The following is a 19,796-nucleotide window of genomic DNA, read 5'->3' as shown; positions in this document are numbered from 1 at the left end:
CGCGTTTTCGCTAGTGTGTAACTAATGACGCATAAATTCTGGACTTCCCAAAATTAAAGCACTATGAATTTGTGGGGAACTAGAGGCGATCACCTTTTTTGTTGTCATTGACAAAAAATCACCCAATGTATTGCTTAGTTGCCAAGCATCTACACGAATATTGGGAGACTTTTGTAAAGGTCTTTGTTCTGTGCCATTTTTATCTCTCTGTTCCTTCTTTGGGGGGATGCTTGATAAAGGTAAATTACCATTAGCGATCGCTGTCACAAAACTCAGGCGGCGGTTCATCGCATCAGGATTTAACCACACATCTTCTGTATTTTTATAACCGTCTGGAGTTTGGCAACGATATAGGGGCATTCCCAACTGTTGCAGCACATTAGAGATGGGTCTTGTGTTCTTCACTTCCACACCAGTGGCTCGCACCGCAGAGATTGCGTATTGATATGGGGTTTTAAACTTGGCATTAAAGTTTTTGGTATCCCAGAATTCCCGGCTGTGGAATAGGGTATTGAGAACCTCACGAATATTGCCATCAGTGGCAAGATAACGTTGTGTGAGATTGTTTACCAGAGTAGTCGGGGGAACATCGCTGACAAAATATTGAGCTAACTGATAGCTGATATGACGTGCAGTGGCCGGACTTTGAGCCAAAATATCCAAAGCTTCCTCCCCTTGGGCTTGACCACCGCTTTTAATTGTATGTCCTAAGAAAACTTTGTCGCTAAAGTCATGACGTTTTGGATTGAAGTAAAATCCCAAAGGATTATCTGTCTGCTGACCGGGACGACTGAAACCCCAACCACTCAAAATCCGCGCCAGAGCAATCACATCTTGCTGAGTATAACCTGCATCTACGCCAAGAGTGTGTAGCTCCATCAGTTCACGGGCATAGTTCTCATTCAAACCTGGAATATTACCTTTGGCATCGGGGCGGCTGTCAGCCCGATTTTGGAAGTTGTCTAGGTAATACTGCATGGCTGGATGATGGGCTGTTGCCCCTAACAAGTCACGAAAGCGACCCAAAGCGTAAGGTCGAATCGCTTGTTGTTCGTAAGCTCCCACCCAGAGGCGATCGCGTCCTTTACCAGCATCGATATTAAAATGGTTATACCAAAAGTCCACCATTACTTCCTGGAGTTGTCGCTCACTGCTAGTTGCCTCTAATAATCGCGCCTGGACGGCTTCATCTAGAACCTGTTTCGCCCATTTGTTGGCAGCTTTTCTTTCCAACTGGGTGGGTTTTTGCCCTGGGAGATTCGTCTTCCCATGTTCTAAAAGTGCCACTGGATTCAATTGGAGAGTATTTAGCTGATTTAGTTGGCTGGTGAGACTTTGTGGTTCGGGAATTGATTCGGGTGAGAGTTGCTCTTGAATATATCGCTCTACACCCATAGATTCTACTTTTTGCACATCTCCCGGACGAGGGCCAAAGCTGAGGCGATTAATTATATGTAATACTTTTGGGTCAACAGGTGTGGAGGCTGCATCACTGGGAGAAATTGACCCCAGTAAGATTGACAGTAACAACACCCAATATTTCGGCTTGACAGTCATAGAGTTAATTATGTTGTGCTGGAGGATTTTGGCGAGGATTTTTTTTATACATGCGATCGGCAAATTTCTGCCGTTGCTCTGGGTTCAAAATTTCGCGAATAGCAAGGGTATTTTCAAACTGGATATCAGCAAGCTGCCGTTTCACAAGCTTAATTTGGTTATATTTATCCCGCACTTGTTCTTTAGTAGCTGTCGTCCCTGCTATCAGGTCATGTAATTCCTGTTGCCTTTGACGTATCTCTTGTGATTTTTGGGCTATCTGTTGTTTAGATTGATGGCGAATTTCCTTAATTTGTTGTAATTGCTGGGATGTCAAATTCAACTCCTTGAGCCATCCCCCAGATTTTCCACGATTTGGACGAGTTACACTTCTTGTGGGAGTTTGGGCTATAACTTGGTGGGAAAATAAAGTTGGCTTGTACAGAGCAATAGTGCTACCAAGGGCAATTATCCCCACCGCCAAAATCGAAACACGACGGATTAACATCAAAACGATCTCCTATTCAGTGTCTAAGTCTGTAAAATGCCAGACATCACTTTCCAGATGTTCGTCACTGACTGTACCTTGCCAATTACTTTCAATAAAATTTTGCAGTGTGGCAATTTCAGCTGGACTTGGTTGAGTCGGCATCAAAGTGCGGTAGCCAACTATAGCAGCGACTAATCCCGCAGCAAGAGCAGGCAGAACTAACCTCAGCCTAAAATAGTGGACTAAGGGTGGCAAAGGCCAAGTTTTTACCTGTTGTAAAATTTGTTGTTCTAAATCAGACGCAGCTGGCGGAACTTCTGGGCGATGTTGGCGCAAAAAATTAATCAGATCAGAATCATCATTGGGCAACTTAGTCATAGCTGTACTCCCTGGTTTTGAAGAAATTGACGCATCGCAGCACGAGCATGGAATAGGCGTGACTTGACTGTTCCCAAGGGAATATCTAAGATTTGTGCGATTTCTTTTTGAGGTACTTCTTCCAAATCATGCAAAACCAATATAGTACGATGGTCAAAACTTAGGTTTGCTAGTCCCCGTTGCACAAGGTCTTGATAATGCAGATTCATTAACTCTGGAGCTTCCTGCTCAATAGGAGTTTTTTCATTAAGAATCTGTAATTGAGTTCGCCTTTTAATATCTGCTTGTCGCTGGTCATAAGCTACATTCCAAGCGATTCGGTACAGCCAAGTGGAAAATTTTGCTGTTTGGCGAAACTTGGGCAATCCTTTCCAGGCTTGCAGAAACACTTCCTGCACCACATCATCGAGACAGGCAGGAGTACAGAGTTTATAGAGGATTGACCTCACTCTTTGCTGATGGCGACGGTAAAGCTGACCGTAGCTTTGGGTATCACCCCGCAAGCACTGCTGCACTAGATAGCTATCAGATTCGCTTTCTGATTCACCAATCACTTGATTTGCTTTTGAAACCTCTTCTGGTACAACTAACACCTGAGGTCTTCTCCTCTACCCGTTTCGTTGCTTGTATTTATTAGACCGGATGAATTAGAAAAAGGTTCAAATCAGGTTTCTGTTGCAAAAACAGGTGGAGTTTTGGTAAAAGTAGAAATTATACTTAGAGACTGTTTTTAAAGAAATCTGCTTTATCCAGGGACGAAGTACGTCTTGTGATCGGATGTTATGTACAGTCAATAGTCTAGAAAGTGATTAACCAGCAAAATAAACAAAATTTAATCTAACTCCCGGCGTCCTTCTAAGGCCCTTGCCAAAGTCACTTCGTCTGCGTACTCCAAATCACCACCTACAGGTAAACCAAAAGCAATCCGCGTCACCTTGGTAAATGGTTTCAATAGCTGACCGATATATAAGGTTGTTGTCTCCCCTTCTACACTCGGACTAATTGCCAGAATTACTTCTTGAGGTTTTTGCTGACTCACCCGGCGCTGCAAAGCTAGTATATTCAATTGATCTGGGCCAATTCCATCAATTGGCGAAATCACTCCGCCCAAAACGTGATACTTGCCTTTGTATTCGCGGGTTTTTTCCAGCGCAATCACATCGCGAGGATCTGCAACAACACAGATAGTATCGTTGTCACGGTTGGGATTGCGGCAAATTTCACAAACAGGTTCAGCAGATAAGTGAAAGCAAACAGAACACAAGCCTATCTGTTTTTTTGCCTCAATTAAAGCTTGTGCCAAAGCTGCTACTTCTGCTTCTGGTCGCTTCAAAATATGCAAAGCCAGTCGTTGGGCACTTTTGGGGCCAACTCCCGGTAGGCGTTGCAATTGTTCAATTAACCGTGCTAAAGGGCGTGCGTAAACCGTTGTCTTGTCTCCAAAATGTTTTCACTTTAACTATGATGACATTTTTTCAGTACTTCCATCAGGCGCAACACTTCCAACTCACGATCGCTTAGTAAACCATTTCATTAATTTGTAACGAATTAAAGAAAGGCAATACCTTGCAATGCCATTGCATCCCAATACAATGTTAATGGTGCCCCTGCAATGCCATTGCATCCCCCTGCATTAAAAACGCTGCGCTTTAATGCAAAATTGTACTTATAGCCGTAGTCAGATATGTTAGGACAGTGTTGATCGCTCAAAGCCTTGACAGAACTAGGTTTTTACTCAGCACGGGCTAAACGCCCCGCTGACGCTAACAGCACTTTGCTATAGTTCTGGATTTTGCAGCCGCTCTGCCAGTTTTGTGCCCACAGTAAAATATACGGTTGTTTGCTGTGAACTGCCCAAATCGCTTTCATCCTTAGTTTTCAAACACGCTCTAGCTAAAATTTATCCTAACCACTCAGGATTTTTGGCTGTACTATCAAATTGGCTAGTGGTTTTAAACAGTTCATACTGACCTTTGAGAGCAGCTTGGCGAGTCCGATTTAGTAATGCTCTAACTTGTTCCTGGCTCATCGGTTTAAAAGTACGTACTGCCTCGAAAGCCTGGTTTAAAATGGGCATACTTTCAATGCCTGTAATCACCGTTGAAGTTGGCAAATTCATTGCGTAATGCAGACATTCAATAGGTTTGACCACATTGCTTTTGAGAATGTTTTGATCGCCCATTGATTTCATCCCTAGTACAGCAATTCCATCTTGAACCAGTTTGGGTAAAACTTGCCTTTCAAAACTGCGGAAATGGGCATCCATAACATTTAACGGTATCTGCACTGCATCAAAATGGAAGTTGTTTTGATTGGCAACTTCTAACATTCTCAGGTGTACTAAAGGGTCTTTGTGTCCAGTAAAGCCGATGTAGCGAATCTTACCAGCTTTTTGTGCTTCCAAAACTGCTTCCATCGCACCACCAGGGGCAAAAATCCGGTCTGGGTCTTCCATGCGAATGACTTCATGATGCTGTAATAAATCAATGCGGTCTGTTTGCAAACGTTTTAAAGATTCATCAATTTGTTTAGCAGCAGCCGCCTTTGTGCGACCGTCGATTTTAGTCATCAGAAAAGCTTTTTGACGATAACCATTTTGCAGAGCTTTACCCATGCGAATTTCGCTACCTCCATTATGGTAATCCCAGCTATTGTCCATAAAATTAATCCCGCGATCAAGAGCAGTACGGATCAGCCCAATACCCTCTTGTTCGTCTTTTGGTCTACCAATATGATGACCACCTAGACCAATTACAGATATTTGTTCTTTGGTGCGTCCTAGTTGCCTGTAAAGCATTTCACCTTTTTTAATCTGGGGTGAGGTAGACTGATTTTGCGCTAAAACTTGTTTGGTTAAACCTTGTAAAGCAAATATCCCGGCTCCACCTAAACTAGAAGCAGAAACTACCTTCAGTAAATTTCGTCTACTAATATCCACAAATTTATCCTTCTGCCACAGTATGAAAATTTACCTTCATAGCTTTGCATAGAACAAAATTCGCTGCTTCTAACTGTTGAAGGATAAAAGCAGTCAGGTAAAGATAAATTTTTGATAGAGAAAGAATCTGATAGTCCTATTTCTGATATTGTTTCAGTGGTTAAAATGTCAACTAAAACACAATACGTTAGTACAAGAGTCTTTTTTGAGAATTGTTTCTAAATTTTGGCAAATATTATTTGTATTGCTAAATATTCCTTGCAATATTTATAAACAATTTGGTGCATGGTTTAGGATTTGAGAAAATCCAGAAAATTTCTGGAGAGAAATCGTAATTTTAAAATTGACTGCGATAATACGTTTAGCTAATTCAAACCTGTTTATTCTAAACTATTAAAGTTCCCCGCACTAAACATAAGTAGAGTCAATGACTGCTTCATCACCAGAAAATTCAATCAGATCATCAAGTACTCATACTTTAGATATAGCTAGGCAACAGTATCAATATAACTACATCCATATACCACCTATTGCGATGCTAGATCGGCTTTCTATTGCCGAAGAGTTTACCACTAACTGGTATTTTTTATTAGCCCAGCAGGTACGAGTTGTGTTTATTAATACCTTGATTGTTAACAGAGGTAATCAAGGTTCTAAATCGATTCGTGATGATGTCGCAAAGTTTATTTTAGAAGCCTTGCTCAAGGGAGCAGTACCAGTCAAAATCAACATTCTGGTAAGAATCTTGCTAATTATCCCTCAGTTTTTACTCAATGGCATATCTAAGGATCTTAGAGAACTCGACGATCTTTTTTATTCTATTTTGAAAGAAAACGGACTTGTGATCCTCAGAGATGCTCTAAATAGGATAATTAACCTTCTATATGAAGGACAGCCTACAGGACATGCAACCAGTCTCAAGGACTACGAAAATTTGTTTCAGATGATTGGTGTACCAGCGATCGCTAAAACTTACCAATCAGATGAAGTATTTGCCTACATGCGAGTCGCTGGCTACAATCCAGTCACGATTGAGCGAGTAACAACTTTAGGCGATCGCTTCCCAGTCACAGACGAACATTACCAAGGAGTAATGGGAAGTGACGATTCATTAGCAGCAGCCGGACTTGAAGGCAGACTCTACTTAGCTGACTATAAAATTTTAGATGGTGCGGTCAACGGTACATTCCCACACGAGCAAAAATATCTCTATGCTCCCTTAGCACTGTTTGCCTTACCCAAAGGCTCAGACCCCACCCGTCTATTACGTCCGATAGCCATTCAATGCGGTCAAACCCCAGGCCCAGATTATCCGATTGTTACCCCTAACTCCGGTAAATACTCTTGGCTTTTTGCTAAAACAATAGTCCAAATAGCAGATGCCAACTTCCACGAAGCTGTTACTCACCTAGCAAGAACTCACTTGCTAATTGGTGCTTTTGCGATCGCCACTGCTCGACAACTACCACTCACCCATCCTTTAAGAATTCTACTACACCCGCATTTTGACAGTACTTTAGCAATTAACGATGCCGCTCAACGTATTCTCATCGCTCCAGACGGTGGTGTCGATAGATTACTCTCAGCAACAATCGACAACTCTCGCGTTTTAACAGTGCTAGGCTTGCAAAGTTATGGTTTTAACAGCGCCATTTTACCTAAGCAATTCCAACAGCGCGGTGTAGACGATCCTAACCTATTGCCTATTTATCCTTACCGAGATGATGCACTACTAGTCTGGGATGCTATTCATCAATGGGTTTGGGACTACCTGAACCTTTATTATCCCACCGATGAAGACATTCAAAAAGACACAGCCCTGCAAGCGTGGGCAGCAGAAATTTCAGCTTACGATGGTGGTCGCATCCTTGATTTTGGCGAAGATGGGAGCATCAAAACGCGCAATTATCTAATTGATGCCACTACGCTGATTATTTTCACTGCCAGTGCTCAACACGCTGCGGTTAACTTTCCGCAAAAAGATTTTATGGGCTATGCCGCAGCGATTCCATTGGCAGGTTATTTACCAGCCTCAACTCTCAAAAGAGAAGTTACTGAGCAAGACTACCTTAATTTGCTCCCTCCTTTAGATCAGGCACAACGGCAATACAACATACTCAGCTTGTTGGGATCTGTGTACTATAACAAGCTAGGCGATTATCAGCAAGGATACTTTACAGACCAAAAAGTAAAACCATTGTTACAAGCATTCCAGAGTCATCTTCAGCAGGTAGAAGACACCATCAACCAACGTAATTTGCACCGTCCAGCCTATGAATATCTACTTCCTTCTAAAATTCCTCAGAGCATCAATATCTGAATTGGAGACAAATGCCTAATGCCCAATGCCCAATACCCAATGACAAATGACAAATGACTCAAAATAAATACCATGACACTTAAAGATAAAGTCCTCAAAGGTCACGATCGCCAGCTTTGGCTTGCACCTATACTAGCTAAAGTAGGTTACGACACTGCGATCGGCAAGTTTCTACGCTTGATTTTTTATTACATGGATGCGTCAATCATGCTCAACGCATGGCGAGACTTTCTCTACATCCGTAAGGACAATATTGGAGACAAATATTTTGCAGTAGACCAAGCAATTATGCATTCTTCTCACTCCCAGGTAAGAGAACTAATGCAAACCCAACCACAACTGCGAGGAAATGATTTAGGCATCATCAGAATATTAGCTCATAGTTACTTGCTTGATAATCCTCTGAGCTTGGGAACAAACGGTAACGAACACACAGGACTACGTACTGTAATTTTACAAGCCTTACCGGAACCGTCTCAAAAAATAGACTTTTTGGGGAATCTAGTTGAGCAAAGGCTGTTAGAAGCTGCTAAACAAGGCAAATTACACATCGGCAACGATTTGCCAAAGATCATGCTATCGATTTTGCATCAACTGGTTTTTCAGATATCTTTATCTGAGGAAGAAATCACAGCATCCGATAGTTACATTAAAGGTTTGGCTCTCGCATCCTTACCTAATTTTATCAGCAAGTATCTGCTAGCAATCTTAACAGCGCCAAAAATTCGGCATCGTCAATATTTAACTAAGCGATATAAACAATCAGCTTTATGGGCATCTTACTTTCAAACAGGCGCTCAGTATCAGTTGAACGAACACCAAATCGTTAATACCCTTTTCGATATGATTCATATCGCTGGTACTGCCGGCACAAGTGCGCTTTTGGGATCTGTGATTGGTGTTCTTTGCTTAGATAATACCCTTAGAAAGGATGTAGTATCAGAAATCAATGCAGTCTGGAATGGCAAGAAAAATTTAGATCCAGATGCTCTAGAAAAGTTAACACTTCTCAATCAAGTGATTCTAGAAACAGCTCGTCTCTATCCACCTGTACGATTTGTTAGCCAACTCACCACTGAAGCCGGTGAAGTTGAAATTGGAGAACAAAAATGTCCATTCCAAAAAGGTACTCGCTTGCTTGGCTCTATTCTTACAGCTAATCGGGATGCCAATAGATACCAAAATCCAGATGATTTTGACCTAACACGAAATTTTTCAGATATCTTATCTTGGAACGGCGAAGAGCATGAGCGAGCCTGTCCTGGTAAATCCTTATCAATTGGCTTTATCAAAATTTTCTGTTTACATCTGTTCCACAACTATCAATGGGACTCAATTACAGAAGTCAAGTGGGATTTTGAAAAAGTGACTGCCGTTACTCCTAATAATTTACTACTACAAGGTTTTGCTCAACGACTGTGAGAAAGGGACTTCCAATTAAAAAAACATCCTATGTAGGGGTGCACAGCTGTGCGCTCCTACTTCTCATGCTCGATTAAGTGTAAGCTTAAAGCAAGTGGCATTCCTGAATTAGAATTTGGTAATTGTTATGGTTTTTTGAGTTGATTTTACTCTTTTTCTAGTGCAAGATTACTCATCTTTTCTCTGACTCAGTTATTTAAAAATTTAGGTATTCATTTAGCTGAAAGGAAGTAATTACAAATTATATGGCTGAATTAATTGAGAAAAAGCAACTTAATAATATTGCTACCTGGATGATTCCAGTCAAAGAAACAAACTTACCATCTGTACTGAAAGGTGTGTTTTTTCTAGACGGCAATCCCCTGCCAGATACTTGCATTACTATGTACAATTTAGAATGGGATATACAGAATATAACTTTGCTTTTACCAGTCTTTGCACCGTTACAGTGGACTTTTCATGACTCGATTGCTGGCTGGATATTACTACATTTAGTTCAATGGTTTCAAATAAGTTACAAAATTCAGTTTGAAGATGAAACTTTGCTACAAGCTCAAATCACACCTATTGTGCTAGGAATACCAATTTCAAAATCGATTGTCAGTTTGACAATGTCCCAAGACAAAAATTCTCTCAATGGAGATATTTGGCACAGAAAGAACGTTTGGTTCGGTGGACTTTCTCGGGCTGGTGAATATACTCTCCGTAGGGTTGTTGATCAAGATGGTTGTTATACTCCTGCTTTTAACGATATGCTTACCAGAGTTCAAAATGAATGTTTAGTAATTGGACACCACTTAAATTGAGAGGCTGTTTGTAAATGTTTATAAAGTGGTTGAATAAGACTTTGCAAGACGTTTTAACATCAAACGAATCATTACTATATAAATTCTGGACTCACTCCTTTTTGGTAAAAGTTCATAATCCTTGCTCAAGCGACAATATTGATTCCGCCAAGCGAAAGTTCGTTCAACAATCCAGCGCTTAGGTAATACTTTAAATCCCGGCTCAGTACGACAAACAACATCTACTTTGGTATCACACAACTGTTGAATTAAGGAGTGCAAAGTTATCACTACTAAGAAGCTATCAATAAAAAAATTCCTATACTCACTTGGAGCATTTTTCTGATACTAAGAAAGAAGCTCACACGAAAGCAAATTTTTTTGAGGCCAGTGTAACTAGTTACGTCATGTCCTCTAGCATTGAAGGTTGGGATGATTTCTAAGAGGGGTTTATTATTGGTTTAGATGTAGAGACGCGATATATCGCGTCTTTAAAAATGCGTTCCTGCTGAGATCGCTCGTAAATTTCGTTAAATACAAAACTAAATTAAGGATATTATACAGAAAAATTATTTATAATCCTGCCGTAAAGGGCGGTTATACGGAAAAATTCAGTATAGTACCTAAATAAGGACGTAAAAAAGAAGTTTTCCGTATATTCAGACAGAAGTTCGTTGTAATGCTTGATATATTAGGTTTGAGAACAAGATTATACGGGAAGTTTCCGTATAATAAATAGTTAGCCTGACTTGAACCTGTCTATGACTAACCTGCTACCCTCTATATGTAAGGTTCAGGAGTTAAGAAAAATGGAAAAGGCATTTGGGCTAGAAGTTCCTGAAAATTTGGAGGATGCCTGCGAACTTAATCGAACAGCTTTGATCGTTTATGACATGCAAATAGGCATTTTTAGCCAGTTAAATGACGGCTCTAACATAAAAACCCAGGTCATAAAAGTTCTTCAAGCAGCGCGAGAAGTTGGTTTGCGCGTATTCTTTATGCGTCATATGTCACTACCCAAAGAATTGTCGGGTGTCTTTCAACTGAAGACAGCTAAGGCATGGCAAAGAGTAACCTCAGTTGATGATGTAAAGCCTTGGTTTCTTCCTGACTCGCCCGGATTTCAATTAATTCCTGAAATAACTCCACTTCCTTGCGAAGGAATTTTTAACAAAATCACGATGTCTGCATTTGAGGGAACGCCTCTCGACATTGCTTTACGCGACTGTGGCATTCACACTGTAATTATAGTAGGTGTAGCAACTGAAATCGGGATTGAGCCGACAATTCGCCATGCTGCCGATCTTGGCTATATCCCAATCATGGTGACTGATGCTTGTGGAGCGGGTAATGAAGAAGCTGGTCAGCGAGCTGTTGCTAGCCTTAAATTTATGGGGGATGCCTTCTTCACAACTGTAGAGGAAATAAGCTTAATACTTCACAAGAAAGCTAAAATCTAAAGCGGTTTCAGGCGCAATCACAATACACAGTTTAACAAACATGTTGCAGCTAGAACTTATTAGCCTGCTGCGTTGAGTTGCAAAGGTGATCGGTGTCCGCTGAACATGATCGTTACAGAGGGACATCATCTAGAAATCCACCGTTTATTGTTCAATCTAGAGAGAGGCTGAGAAAAAAAGACACGGGCGATCGCTATCAATCTCTTGCGTAGAGGAGTGGCGATCAACATTATTGCTCCTTCCACAGGCTTATCGATTGAGGAAATTCAACAACTTCAGCAGCAACTGCAACTGAATGAGTCTCCACACAATTAGCCTCAACTGTGTGGCGATCGCGGCATAGCAAGCATTTTTAATGCTTTGAGTTCTGCACTTATCATATCTTTAAAGGCTCTTTATAAAGTGTCACTTTCCAGATTAAGCTAATAGTAAATAACTTAAATTATCCAGATTAGCCACTCAGTTTCATCTCAAAGAGAATCTATCAAGTAGTTAGCCATTATACGCGAATATCAAAAATTTAGTGCCTTCATAGATGAACTCTGCCATCTTGCACATACCCATCTTTTTATGTGCCTGAAGTGATGCTTTATTATTTGCTTTGATGAACAGTATTCCTTCCCGCTCTGGTAGAAAATCTTTCAACTTAGCAAACATTCCCGCAGCAATACCTTGCCCACGCATAGTTTCATCAACACAAATGGGGCCATACAAGTAAGCATCTTTTGTACCAGGATAGGTTTGTAACATCACCTTTATAATTGGTAAATTAGCAGTTGTCTTTGACCAACTGAGTAAGAATCCTACAACATGACCATCTTTACGAGCTACAACGCTCGGCATTTGAGAGATAGTCATGATCACAGCCTCTGGCTCAAGATGATCTAACAACATACCACCATGTTGTGCGTCATTGGCTTGGGCCAACTTGACGATTTCAGTAACATCATTGAGACGGGCACGGTCAATCACTACATCATTGAGACACATACCTGGTTGACAAAAATAGGAGAAAGACTTGGAGCAAAAGAATTTTCTTTTAGAAGAATAACAGAGACTAACAAAACCTATTTTTATGTTTTGTTACGTAATAGTTTAGCCCTAAGTTTCAGTACACGGCTCTAGCTCCAGAAAAAACCTGCTGGGATTTGCATGACTTTAAGATTGACTACTTTACTTTATAAGCCAGTAGTCCTTATGATATTTCTCGTTCAGTTTCAGTGAAAATTTTAACTAAATCTCCTATGCCCAACGTTGTGATTATCTATTTTTCTGGTACAGGTCATACTCATCTTATGGCCCAAGCTATTGCTGAAGGTGCAAGTAAAGTTAAAGACACTACTGTTGAGCTGCTACGGATTACTGGAGAGCAGATAGTCAATGGTCGTTGGAAGAATGATCAGGGAATAGCAACTCTCAATCAAGCTGATGCAATTGTTTTTGGCTCTCCTACCTACATGGGTGGTGTCGCGGCTCAGTTTAAGGCATTTATTGACGCTGCTAGCGAAGTTTGGTTTCGACATGGATGGAAAGACAAAATTGCTGGGGGTTTTACCCATTCCAGCTCTCCTAGTGGCGATAAACAAGGCACACTTCTCTATTTAGCTACCAACGCAGCCCAACATGGCATGATTTGGGTAAATGTGGGAGACTTGCAAAGCTTTTTATCTGGTAAAGATGATGGGGTAAATCGATTAGGAGGATTTTTAGGTGTAATGGGTGAAAGTCAACTCGATATGAGTGGTAAAGAAGCAGTACTAGATTCGGGTGATTATCTGACTTCGCTACGCTTTGGGGAACGCATTGCAGAGGCAACTAAACGTTGGGTTAAGTAGCTTTTGACACTTATATTTGGTTATAGCATCCTTGTATCTGACAAAAAATTCAAAAAGTCAAAGTTGCACCAAAACAGCGATCGCTTAGAATAGGCAGTACACTGCTACTATGCCAAACTTTCCAGAGTGCGTAGGCGTAGTCCGCCGTAGGCATCGCTGTCTTTTCTACTAGTAAGAGTGCCCTTTTCATGGGAATACTTTCCAGACTTAGTAAGAATCTGGGCAGCAATTTTGTTCAACTAACTGTAATAACTGTTCCTACACTCTCGTTGGCTAATCTATCCACTGCACAAACGGCATAGGTTCCCGCTTGTTGGACAGTAGCGAAAGTTGTGCCAGCAGACAAAATTCGCCCAATTGTCCAAGTATCGCCACTCAGCCGATAAAGTGTCCAAGAACGAACTGGCTGATTATCTCCAGGCTGCCAACTCAGTTTACGGTTATTGACTTGTAGTCCAATGGGTGGAGATGGTGGTGTTGTATCCTGCCAAGGCAAAGTTGGCGGTAGCGCAGGTTTGTTATAAAGCAGACTTTGAAATTTATCAGCAATCCCCTGACTATTTTCCGTCAAAACACTGAGATTAAAGAAGATATTCCCCAGTGATAACTGTCCAGCTTGGCTACGACTAATTTTCACCTGTTTTTCAATCTCATCACTCTCCCGACTCTTGTTGCTTGGTTCTGTTAGATTGTTACCAGCGTAAACGTGTCTTTGTTTTGTGTTTACTTGTGTCCACCACTTTAGCAACGCTGAATAACTTTGTTGTGGTTGGTCTGTGCGCCAGTAAAGTTGAGGAGCGATATAATCAATCCAACCTTCTTCTAACCATTTCTTTGAGTCAGCATACAGCACATTGTAAGCATCCAATCCAGTAATACCAGCGGGTTGTCCGGGGCGATAAATCCCAAAAGGACTGATACCAAATTTCACGTCAGGTTTGGTTGTTTTAATTCCCTGCCAAAGGCGCTGTACCATTTTGTTAACATTGTCCCGTCGCCAGTCGCCAAGGCTGAGTGTACCACTGGCCGCTTTATATGCAGCGTAGGTTTTATCATCGGGGAAAGGTTGGCCGTCAATGGGATATGGATAGAAATAATCATCTAAGTGAATGCCATCAACATCGTAGCGCTTCACTACATCGAGAATTACGTTATACGCCCTATCCTGAACTATTTTTAGTCCTGGGTCCATCCAGCGTTGTGTTTTCCACAAATAAACGCTTTCTGGATTGGTAGCTGCTATGTGGGGACGGACTGTTTTCGCTGGGTCAGTGGAGGTGCTAGCGCGGTAGGGGTTAAACCAAGCATGGAGTTCAAGATTATGCTTATGACATTCTGCGATCGCAAACGCTAAAGGATCGTAAAATGGTTCTGGTGCTTTTCCTTGAGTTCCTGTAATCCAAGCACTCCAAGGCTCTAATCTAGATTCATATAAAGCGTCTCCCTCTGGTCGCACCTGGAAAATCAGGGCATTGAAGTTTAGCGCTTGTAATTTAGTAATAATCTCAGTAAGTTCTGCTTTTTGTTGAGCAACAGAAAGTCCCGGTTTGGAAGGCCAATCACCATTCCACACAGATACTACCCATGCTCCCCGGAATTCCCGGCTATGATTTACCCTAACGCTATTGATAGGTGTAGGTGTAGGTGTGGGTATCGGTGTAGGTGTTGGCGTTGGTATTGGAGTTGGAGTTGGTATCGGCGTTGGCGTTAATATTGGCGGCTGCACTAAGTAACTAGAGGCAATTTTTTCTGCCTGACCTAAATATACCAAAGCTTGATAAATAATCACTGCTACATCGGCACGGGTAGCTGCGAGATTAGGATTGAGTAATTTGATGTTTGGGAAACTAACCACCAATCCAGCGCTGGTGGCAATAGCTACGTGATTTCTACCATACTCAGGAATCTGAATAGAATCTTGATAAATTTGTGAGAGCTTTGAGAGGAGGTCAGGTTTTACCTTGGTGGCAATTTCTAAGCCTCCTACCAAGGAAACCAAGACTTCTACTCTAGTAATTCGGTTAGCGGAACGGAAAGTTTTATCAGGAAACCCGCTAATAAATGCTTTTTCGTAAGCTATTTTGATGGCGGCTGCTGCCCAATAATTCGTGGATACATCAACAAAGGGAATATACTGCCGCTTCTTGGAAACTGTCCCAAATGCGTTGGCGATAATAGCGGCAAATTCAGCACGGGTAAGTGAATTATCGGGGCGATAAGTACCATTAGGCAACCCATTGACAATACCGCGTTGGGCTAAAGCTGTAATAAATGAGCGTGCCCAATGGTTTTGAATATCCGAGAATGGAGTAGCAATAGATACCATTGTTAATTGCAGCTAGCTGGCCTTGATTTTGATTTCCTTAGTTAATTTAGCAATTTTATTGGCGTAGGCATAGCCAGCTGTAGGTATCGCTGCTGCAATATCTTGTAAACTTTTTTGGGTACTGGGAATTGAGATTAGGCATTTAGAAAACCTTTCCCTATTCCCTATTCTCCACTTAAGGTAGTTCCCCACTTAAAGTAGAACGCCCACTCAACGCCAGCATCACGCGTGAAATGCCGGTGAAAATAATGCTGACACCAACTAATGTCCCAATCAGCCAGGGCGCATTGAAGGGCCACTGGAACCAAATTATTGCACCTAACACGAGGGTAATAATGCCATTAGCTAATATCCACGTCCAGTTTTCTTGTGGACGTAACTTAAATGCCAGAATTAACTCGAATGTGCCCTCAGTTAACAAAAATGTGCCAAGTAACAGAGTCAGTGTGAGAACACCCGTATAAGGGTAAACAAACAGCATAATGCCGGTTGCAATATAAAGCCCGCTCAAGAGAAGTTTCCAAACAAAACCTCCTCGCTCGCGGGTTTGAGTGGCATAAACCGCTTTTGTAAATCCGGCGAAAATCAAAATCGCGGCAATCCAAGTTTCAGCGAATATGGTGGTGAAATTAGGCGCTACGATCGCAATAATCCCCAAAACACTCAGGAGAATACCAGTTATTAGTGACCCATTTACATTCTTGTTAGGATCTCTAGAAACATCGCTTGTCATAAAAATCCTTTTCCTATTCTTAGACTAAACTCTATATTTAGGTTAGGGAATTTCTAAGTAACAGAGTATGAACCCTAAGATAGACTCATCAGTATTAACTTCATGGCGATCGTGATTAAAATTTACGACTATTGAGATACTAAATCAATCATCTGATAACAACTGCATTGTCTCTAAGTGAGCCTTATAAGAGTTCTGCAAGATTGCTTAGGCGCTCATAAACAGAGATGAGACGATCTCCTTCAAGTTCAACAGAAGTATTTGGATAATTCTGAATGGCTGCAAGTAGTGAAACTTCACCATTTTGTTTAATAGACTCACTTAGAGCGCTTCGCAGTGCCTGCTGATCTAGTTGTCCTGCGGGCGGGTGAACTACCTCACCAATTTGATTAACTAAAATTGGCCCTGCCCAACTAGATAGTAAGTTATTTAAAAAGGCAGCATCAGCTTTGATTGGAGCTTTCAATGCCTTACGAGCTACTGCGGGGTCTTGTTGCGCCGCCTGTAAATAAGCTGTTAATGTTGGAGTCGTCTTACCAGTTTCTGTAAACTGACTTAATTCTTCAACAGATATTTGCCCCTGAAAAGTACCATATTTTAAAATAACTTGCTCGGCCGCATTAGCATTAGTAGTTGAGAATAGAACAATAGCGCCTACGCCTAGAGCTACTGCCTGAGTAAGTAACTTAGTAAATTTTTTATTGTTTAATCGACTAAGAAGTTGATAAATCTGCATTTTGTTAAACTTCATAATGCTATGGAGTAGACATAGGCAAAAAATGCCTATGTTTTAGTATTAAACCTTGCCATTAGGCGAAGCTGCATGAGGTAGTATGGATTTGTCTTCGTCTAGAGTTTGTGCAGGTACGCCCAAACGCTTCCTTGTAGTTTCTTCAGCAAGCTTTCGGTCTTGTTCGTTCTCGAACTGACTCTCATCTAACAAATGAGGATTTTTTGCTGCTTCATCTCGGCTTGGTCGATAACCATTTTTCCACCTGTACTTCCAGTCCATAATTTTAAAGGCAGATATACTGCAATTTGATTTCCTTGTTGTTTATAGTAGACGCTGAATGGAGAGTGATACTCCTGCTATGGGTTGAAGAGGCTCATTCTGAGGGTACAAATTTTACATCATTTTAAAGTAAGAATACTTTTAAGTAGTCAAACAGAATTAATTACACAATGTCATGCAAAATGAAGCAATCACAAGGGCTGGGATTGCTTCTCTTAATCTCCGAGAGCCTTGGCTAACGCCCACAATGACTGTAAATATTTTTGTCCGAATACTTAACGCTTGAAAAATTAACATGGGTGATTAATAAAATTATTAAAATTATATATTAGTAAAGTCTCTAATAGTACGTTTATACTTATTTTGCTGTTGGCTCTTTGGTCGTCACTGGTTCGCTAGTGTTTGTAGGTAATTCTATTTTGACGTGATTAAGAAAATTGTTTCTAATCAACCAACTTAGAATAATAACAAATGCAAGAAAACTAATAATAGTAATAGCTTTTTGCCAATATCCAGAACGGTTTACTGGTCGCTGTTTTTGGTTTAGTCTTGGTTGATATATTGTATCGTATGTTGGTACTTGTGGCCTGCCTTGATTAGAAGCAGGTCGTGGCTGATACAATGTCTTATCTGGTTGCACTGGTGGTCTACTTTGAGGAAAAGCAGGTCGTGGTTGATACAATGTCACATCTGGTTGCACTGGTGGTCTACTTTGAGGAAAAGCAGGTCGTGGTTGATACAACGTCTTATCTGGTGGTACTTGTTGACCACCTTGATTAGAAGCAGGTCTTGGTTGATACAATATTTTATCTGGTGCTACTGGAGATTGTTGTTGATGAGGGGAGTTAGCTAGAGGTATTACTTCATTGACAATGCTAGTTTCTACGTTTCCGATAGATGTTTGTTTAGCCAACTTAGAGCTAAGGGTTATTGTTGCTAGATGCCATACTACATCTACCAAATCATCATGTCTCCCTCTTACTTCTGTGATCAATGTCAAGGAACTTAAAAGTATAGTTCGTTGTTCATCTTTAAATAATTCAAGTATTACACGCCCATGTCTTTGACGTATCCGTGGTATCAGAAATAAAGTAATAATACCAGAGTCAAGCTTTGGAGAAATGAAAATATTTTTAGTAACTTGCTCAATCTCAAAATCAGGAGCAGTCACACCTAGAAATAGGTTAATTGGTAATGGTTCGCCTGTTACTTGATTAACAGGAAACTCTAGGGGAGTATCATTACCAACAACATCATTTTTTGTAATAACATCACCAGAATCTGTGAAGGATGGTAAGTGAGCGCGTAGCCCTAGAGAATCAGGTAATGCAACCATAGCTCGAATTTCAGTTCTTCGCCCTACCTTTGATTTTTGAGGCATTGCGGCTTCAAAGTGCCGTTGGCCCTCAATACTTGATTTTATCTGAGTATTTAGCTTAGTAAGGTTAGAATCTAGTATTTGAGTAGAGTTAATTGTTTGTTGTACTTTTTGAGATGGAATAATTCGATTTTTAACGATTTCAATATCTTCTCCTCTTAAACCCCAAAATTCTTGATAATCTTTTAAAATATTGGCAGTATATTCAGTCAGAGGATTTTCGTTTAGAATTACCTGGGATAAAAGCTGTTCATATTGCTGTAATTTTGCCTCATATTCCTGGTAAGGCTTGAGAACTTCAGCTTCAATGGCAGCAGCCTCCTGAGCAAGTAAACCTAAATTATCTCGTTTAAAATCTAGGAGGTTCCGGGCTACAAAAGGAATTTTGCGATCTTTAATACGACGCTCAATTTCTTGACGATACTTCAGTTTCGGGTCATCAATTCGGACTTTAGCTAAGAGTATTTTAAAGCCTTCCTCTACCACATAAATTTTGGGCTTCATTTTTTCTGGAGCAGTTTCTTGAACTTTTTCACAGGCGTATTCATGCAACTCATCAATAGAAACTCTGCCATCCTTATCTCTGTCTGCAATTCCAGTTTTGAGGCCCTCAACTAAAAAATGTGTATAAACCGAAAGCTCAAAGCCTGGATGTTCAAAGGAATACTGGGTTGAAGTACTGGATGTAAGAACAGCTCGTCCTTCTCCACCTAATTGTTGCTTGACAGGCACACAACCATCATCTTTAGCTTTCATTCCCTCAGCAAAAGCGCCGCTAAAGCAACAATCCAAAATCACTACCTGACGCTTTGAGCGGCTATTGCTCATAATGTTTTGTATATAACTTGCTGCTACTGCTGTTGGTTGAACAAGGGTTTCTTCCTGTTTGCGGGTATTATGAGCAGCTAAATAAAGATTGCCACTATCGTCTTTAACCCCATGGCCTGAGAAAAACAGTAGCAGGAGATCATCTTTTTTACGATTTGCAAACAAAGTATAGATAGCTTCCTCCATCGCCTGTCGCTCAGGGTTTATTAGTGGTGTTACCTGATCAAAACCACCGATTTCTGAATTTTCCAACACTTCCCGCATTCCTTCTACATCTTTGGCAGCCGCAGGTAAGGAAGAAAGACCATTTCCGTATTCATTAACCCCAATCAGCAGTGCTATCTTTGCCATCTGT

Annotated in this window: 19 protein-coding genes and 1 pseudogene; 5 read left to right on the top strand and 15 right to left on the bottom strand. The window is 41.0% G+C overall.

Features of this window, described 5'->3' with window-relative positions; translation table 11 throughout:
• Positions 1–21 precede the first annotated feature (21 nt).
• The 7 genes from V7K56_RS00225 to V7K56_RS00195 all read right to left on the bottom strand — a co-directional run bounded on the left by V7K56_RS00225 (position 22) and on the right by V7K56_RS00195 (position 5,342).
• The gene (locus V7K56_RS00225) at positions 22–1,557 is read right to left on the bottom strand and encodes a DUF1800 domain-containing protein (RefSeq protein ID WP_334906433.1); all 1,536 of its coding nucleotides are present in this window, start codon (positions 1,555–1,557) and stop codon (positions 22–24) included.
• Positions 1,558–1,561: 4 nt separating this feature from the next.
• Positions 1,562–2,044: a Spy/CpxP family protein refolding chaperone gene (locus V7K56_RS00220; protein ID WP_334906431.1), complete on the bottom strand. Its 483-nt coding sequence runs from the start codon at positions 2,042–2,044 to the stop codon at positions 1,562–1,564.
• Positions 2,045–2,056: 12 nt separating this feature from the next.
• Positions 2,057–2,404, bottom strand: coding sequence for a hypothetical protein (locus V7K56_RS00215; RefSeq protein ID WP_334906429.1), 348 nt, complete (start codon positions 2,402–2,404; stop codon positions 2,057–2,059).
• Entirely contained in the window at positions 2,401–2,997 is a 597-nt protein-coding gene (locus V7K56_RS00210; RefSeq protein ID WP_334906427.1) for a sigma-70 family RNA polymerase sigma factor, read from the bottom strand. Before V7K56_RS00210 ends, V7K56_RS00215 begins: the two co-directional genes overlap by 4 nt.
• Before the next feature lie 239 nt (positions 2,998–3,236).
• Positions 3,237–3,794, bottom strand: a complete 558-nt coding sequence (recR, locus tag V7K56_RS00205; protein WP_334906425.1) for a recombination mediator RecR — start codon at positions 3,792–3,794, stop codon at positions 3,237–3,239.
• A gap of 341 nt (positions 3,795–4,135) precedes the next feature.
• Positions 4,136–4,273, bottom strand: a complete 138-nt coding sequence (locus V7K56_RS00200; protein WP_334906423.1) for a hypothetical protein — start codon at positions 4,271–4,273, stop codon at positions 4,136–4,138.
• A gap of 31 nt (positions 4,274–4,304) precedes the next feature.
• Entirely contained in the window at positions 4,305–5,342 is a 1,038-nt protein-coding gene (locus tag V7K56_RS00195) for an aldo/keto reductase (protein ID WP_334906421.1), read from the bottom strand.
• 427 nt (positions 5,343–5,769) lie between these two features.
• On the opposite strand from V7K56_RS00195, the gene V7K56_RS00190 reads away from it, so the two are divergent.
• The 3 genes from V7K56_RS00190 to V7K56_RS00180 all read left to right on the top strand — a co-directional run bounded on the left by V7K56_RS00190 (position 5,770) and on the right by V7K56_RS00180 (position 9,890).
• Positions 5,770–7,662, top strand: a complete 1,893-nt coding sequence (locus tag V7K56_RS00190; protein ID WP_334906419.1) for a lipoxygenase family protein — start codon at positions 5,770–5,772, stop codon at positions 7,660–7,662.
• A 72-nt stretch (positions 7,663–7,734) separates the two neighbouring features.
• Entirely contained in the window at positions 7,735–9,084 is a 1,350-nt protein-coding gene (locus tag V7K56_RS00185) for a cytochrome P450 (RefSeq protein ID WP_334906417.1), read from the top strand.
• A 245-nt stretch (positions 9,085–9,329) separates the two neighbouring features.
• Complete coding sequence (locus V7K56_RS00180) at positions 9,330–9,890, top strand: hypothetical protein (RefSeq protein WP_334906415.1); 561 nt, start codon at positions 9,330–9,332, stop codon at positions 9,888–9,890.
• An 18-nt stretch (positions 9,891–9,908) separates the two neighbouring features.
• Here the strand turns inward: V7K56_RS00180 and V7K56_RS00175 are convergent.
• A pseudogene (locus V7K56_RS00175) lies at positions 9,909–10,115 on the bottom strand (transposase); the annotation flags it as partial.
• 563 nt (positions 10,116–10,678) lie between these two features.
• On the opposite strand from V7K56_RS00175, the gene V7K56_RS00170 reads away from it, so the two are divergent.
• Positions 10,679–11,329, top strand: coding sequence for a cysteine hydrolase (locus V7K56_RS00170; RefSeq protein WP_334906413.1), 651 nt, complete (start codon positions 10,679–10,681; stop codon positions 11,327–11,329).
• Positions 11,330–11,821: 492 nt separating this feature from the next.
• Here the strand turns inward: V7K56_RS00170 and V7K56_RS00165 are convergent, their stop codons facing one another.
• On the bottom strand, positions 11,822–12,319 hold the full coding sequence (locus tag V7K56_RS00165; protein ID WP_334906411.1) for a GNAT family N-acetyltransferase: 498 nt from the start codon (positions 12,317–12,319) through the stop codon (positions 11,822–11,824).
• 230 nt (positions 12,320–12,549) lie between these two features.
• Here V7K56_RS00165 and V7K56_RS00160 point away from each other — a divergent pair, with 230 nt between their 5' ends.
• Complete coding sequence (locus V7K56_RS00160) at positions 12,550–13,164, top strand: flavodoxin family protein (protein WP_334906409.1); 615 nt, start codon at positions 12,550–12,552, stop codon at positions 13,162–13,164.
• Positions 13,165–13,213: 49 nt separating this feature from the next.
• Here V7K56_RS00160 and V7K56_RS00155 read toward each other — a convergent pair whose 3' ends face one another.
• From V7K56_RS00155 to V7K56_RS00130, 6 genes are all read right to left on the bottom strand, one after another.
• The gene (locus V7K56_RS00155) at positions 13,214–13,354 is read right to left on the bottom strand and encodes a hypothetical protein (protein WP_334906407.1); all 141 of its coding nucleotides are present in this window, start codon (positions 13,352–13,354) and stop codon (positions 13,214–13,216) included.
• Between the two features lie 45 nt (positions 13,355–13,399).
• Complete coding sequence (locus V7K56_RS00150) at positions 13,400–15,490, bottom strand: glycoside hydrolase family 10 protein (protein ID WP_334906405.1); 2,091 nt, start codon at positions 15,488–15,490, stop codon at positions 13,400–13,402.
• Positions 15,491–15,665: 175 nt separating this feature from the next.
• Positions 15,666–16,223 (bottom strand): HdeD family acid-resistance protein, encoded by a 558-nt coding sequence (locus tag V7K56_RS00145; protein ID WP_334906404.1) that lies wholly within the window; start codon positions 16,221–16,223, stop codon positions 15,666–15,668.
• Between the two features lie 184 nt (positions 16,224–16,407).
• Positions 16,408–16,959: an alpha/beta hydrolase gene (locus V7K56_RS00140; protein ID WP_334906402.1), complete on the bottom strand. Its 552-nt coding sequence runs from the start codon at positions 16,957–16,959 to the stop codon at positions 16,408–16,410.
• 60 nt (positions 16,960–17,019) lie between these two features.
• On the bottom strand, positions 17,020–17,235 hold the full coding sequence (locus V7K56_RS00135) for a bromodomain-containing protein (RefSeq protein ID WP_334906400.1): 216 nt from the start codon (positions 17,233–17,235) through the stop codon (positions 17,020–17,022).
• Between the two features lie 358 nt (positions 17,236–17,593).
• Positions 17,594–19,792, bottom strand: coding sequence for a caspase, EACC1-associated type (locus tag V7K56_RS00130; protein ID WP_334906398.1), 2,199 nt, complete (start codon positions 19,790–19,792; stop codon positions 17,594–17,596).
• Positions 19,793–19,796: the final 4 nt, after the last annotated feature.

The organism is Nostoc sp. (assembly GCF_036917535.1).
Taxonomy (GTDB): domain Bacteria; phylum Cyanobacteriota; class Cyanobacteriia; order Cyanobacteriales; family Nostocaceae; genus Nostoc.
The sequence above is the reverse complement of the archived record's forward strand: the minus strand, read 5'-3'. Positions and strand labels throughout refer to the sequence as shown.

Bases quoted from the DNA above. Each gene is read 5' to 3' on its own strand.
- V7K56_RS00185 (WP_334906417.1), top strand. From the start codon at position 7,735: ATGACACTTAAAGATAAAGTCCTCAAAGGTCACGATCGCCAGCTTTGG.
- V7K56_RS00190 (WP_334906419.1), top strand. From the start codon at position 5,770: ATGACTGCTTCATCACCAGAAAATTCAATCAGATCATCAAGTACTCAT.
- V7K56_RS00225 (WP_334906433.1), bottom strand. From the start codon at position 1,557: ATGACTGTCAAGCCGAAATATTGGGTGTTGTTACTGTCAATCTTACTG.
- V7K56_RS00165 (WP_334906411.1), bottom strand. From the start codon at position 12,319: ATGTGTCTCAATGATGTAGTGATTGACCGTGCCCGTCTCAATGATGTT.
- V7K56_RS00140 (WP_334906402.1), bottom strand. From the start codon at position 16,959: ATGCAGATTTATCAACTTCTTAGTCGATTAAACAATAAAAAATTTACT.
- V7K56_RS00170 (WP_334906413.1), top strand. From the start codon at position 10,679: ATGGAAAAGGCATTTGGGCTAGAAGTTCCTGAAAATTTGGAGGATGCC.
- V7K56_RS00200 (WP_334906423.1), bottom strand. From the start codon at position 4,273: ATGAAAGCGATTTGGGCAGTTCACAGCAAACAACCGTATATTTTACTG.
- V7K56_RS00145 (WP_334906404.1), bottom strand. From the start codon at position 16,223: ATGACAAGCGATGTTTCTAGAGATCCTAACAAGAATGTAAATGGGTCA.
- V7K56_RS00150 (WP_334906405.1), bottom strand. From the start codon at position 15,490: ATGGTATCTATTGCTACTCCATTCTCGGATATTCAAAACCATTGGGCA.
- V7K56_RS00135 (WP_334906400.1), bottom strand. From the start codon at position 17,235: ATGGACTGGAAGTACAGGTGGAAAAATGGTTATCGACCAAGCCGAGAT.
- V7K56_RS00220 (WP_334906431.1), bottom strand. From the start codon at position 2,044: ATGTTAATCCGTCGTGTTTCGATTTTGGCGGTGGGGATAATTGCCCTT.
- V7K56_RS00180 (WP_334906415.1), top strand. From the start codon at position 9,330: ATGGCTGAATTAATTGAGAAAAAGCAACTTAATAATATTGCTACCTGG.
- V7K56_RS00155 (WP_334906407.1), bottom strand. From the start codon at position 13,354: ATGAAAAGGGCACTCTTACTAGTAGAAAAGACAGCGATGCCTACGGCG.
- V7K56_RS00130 (WP_334906398.1), bottom strand. From the start codon at position 19,792: ATGGCAAAGATAGCACTGCTGATTGGGGTTAATGAATACGGAAATGGT.
- V7K56_RS00215 (WP_334906429.1), bottom strand. From the start codon at position 2,404: ATGACTAAGTTGCCCAATGATGATTCTGATCTGATTAATTTTTTGCGC.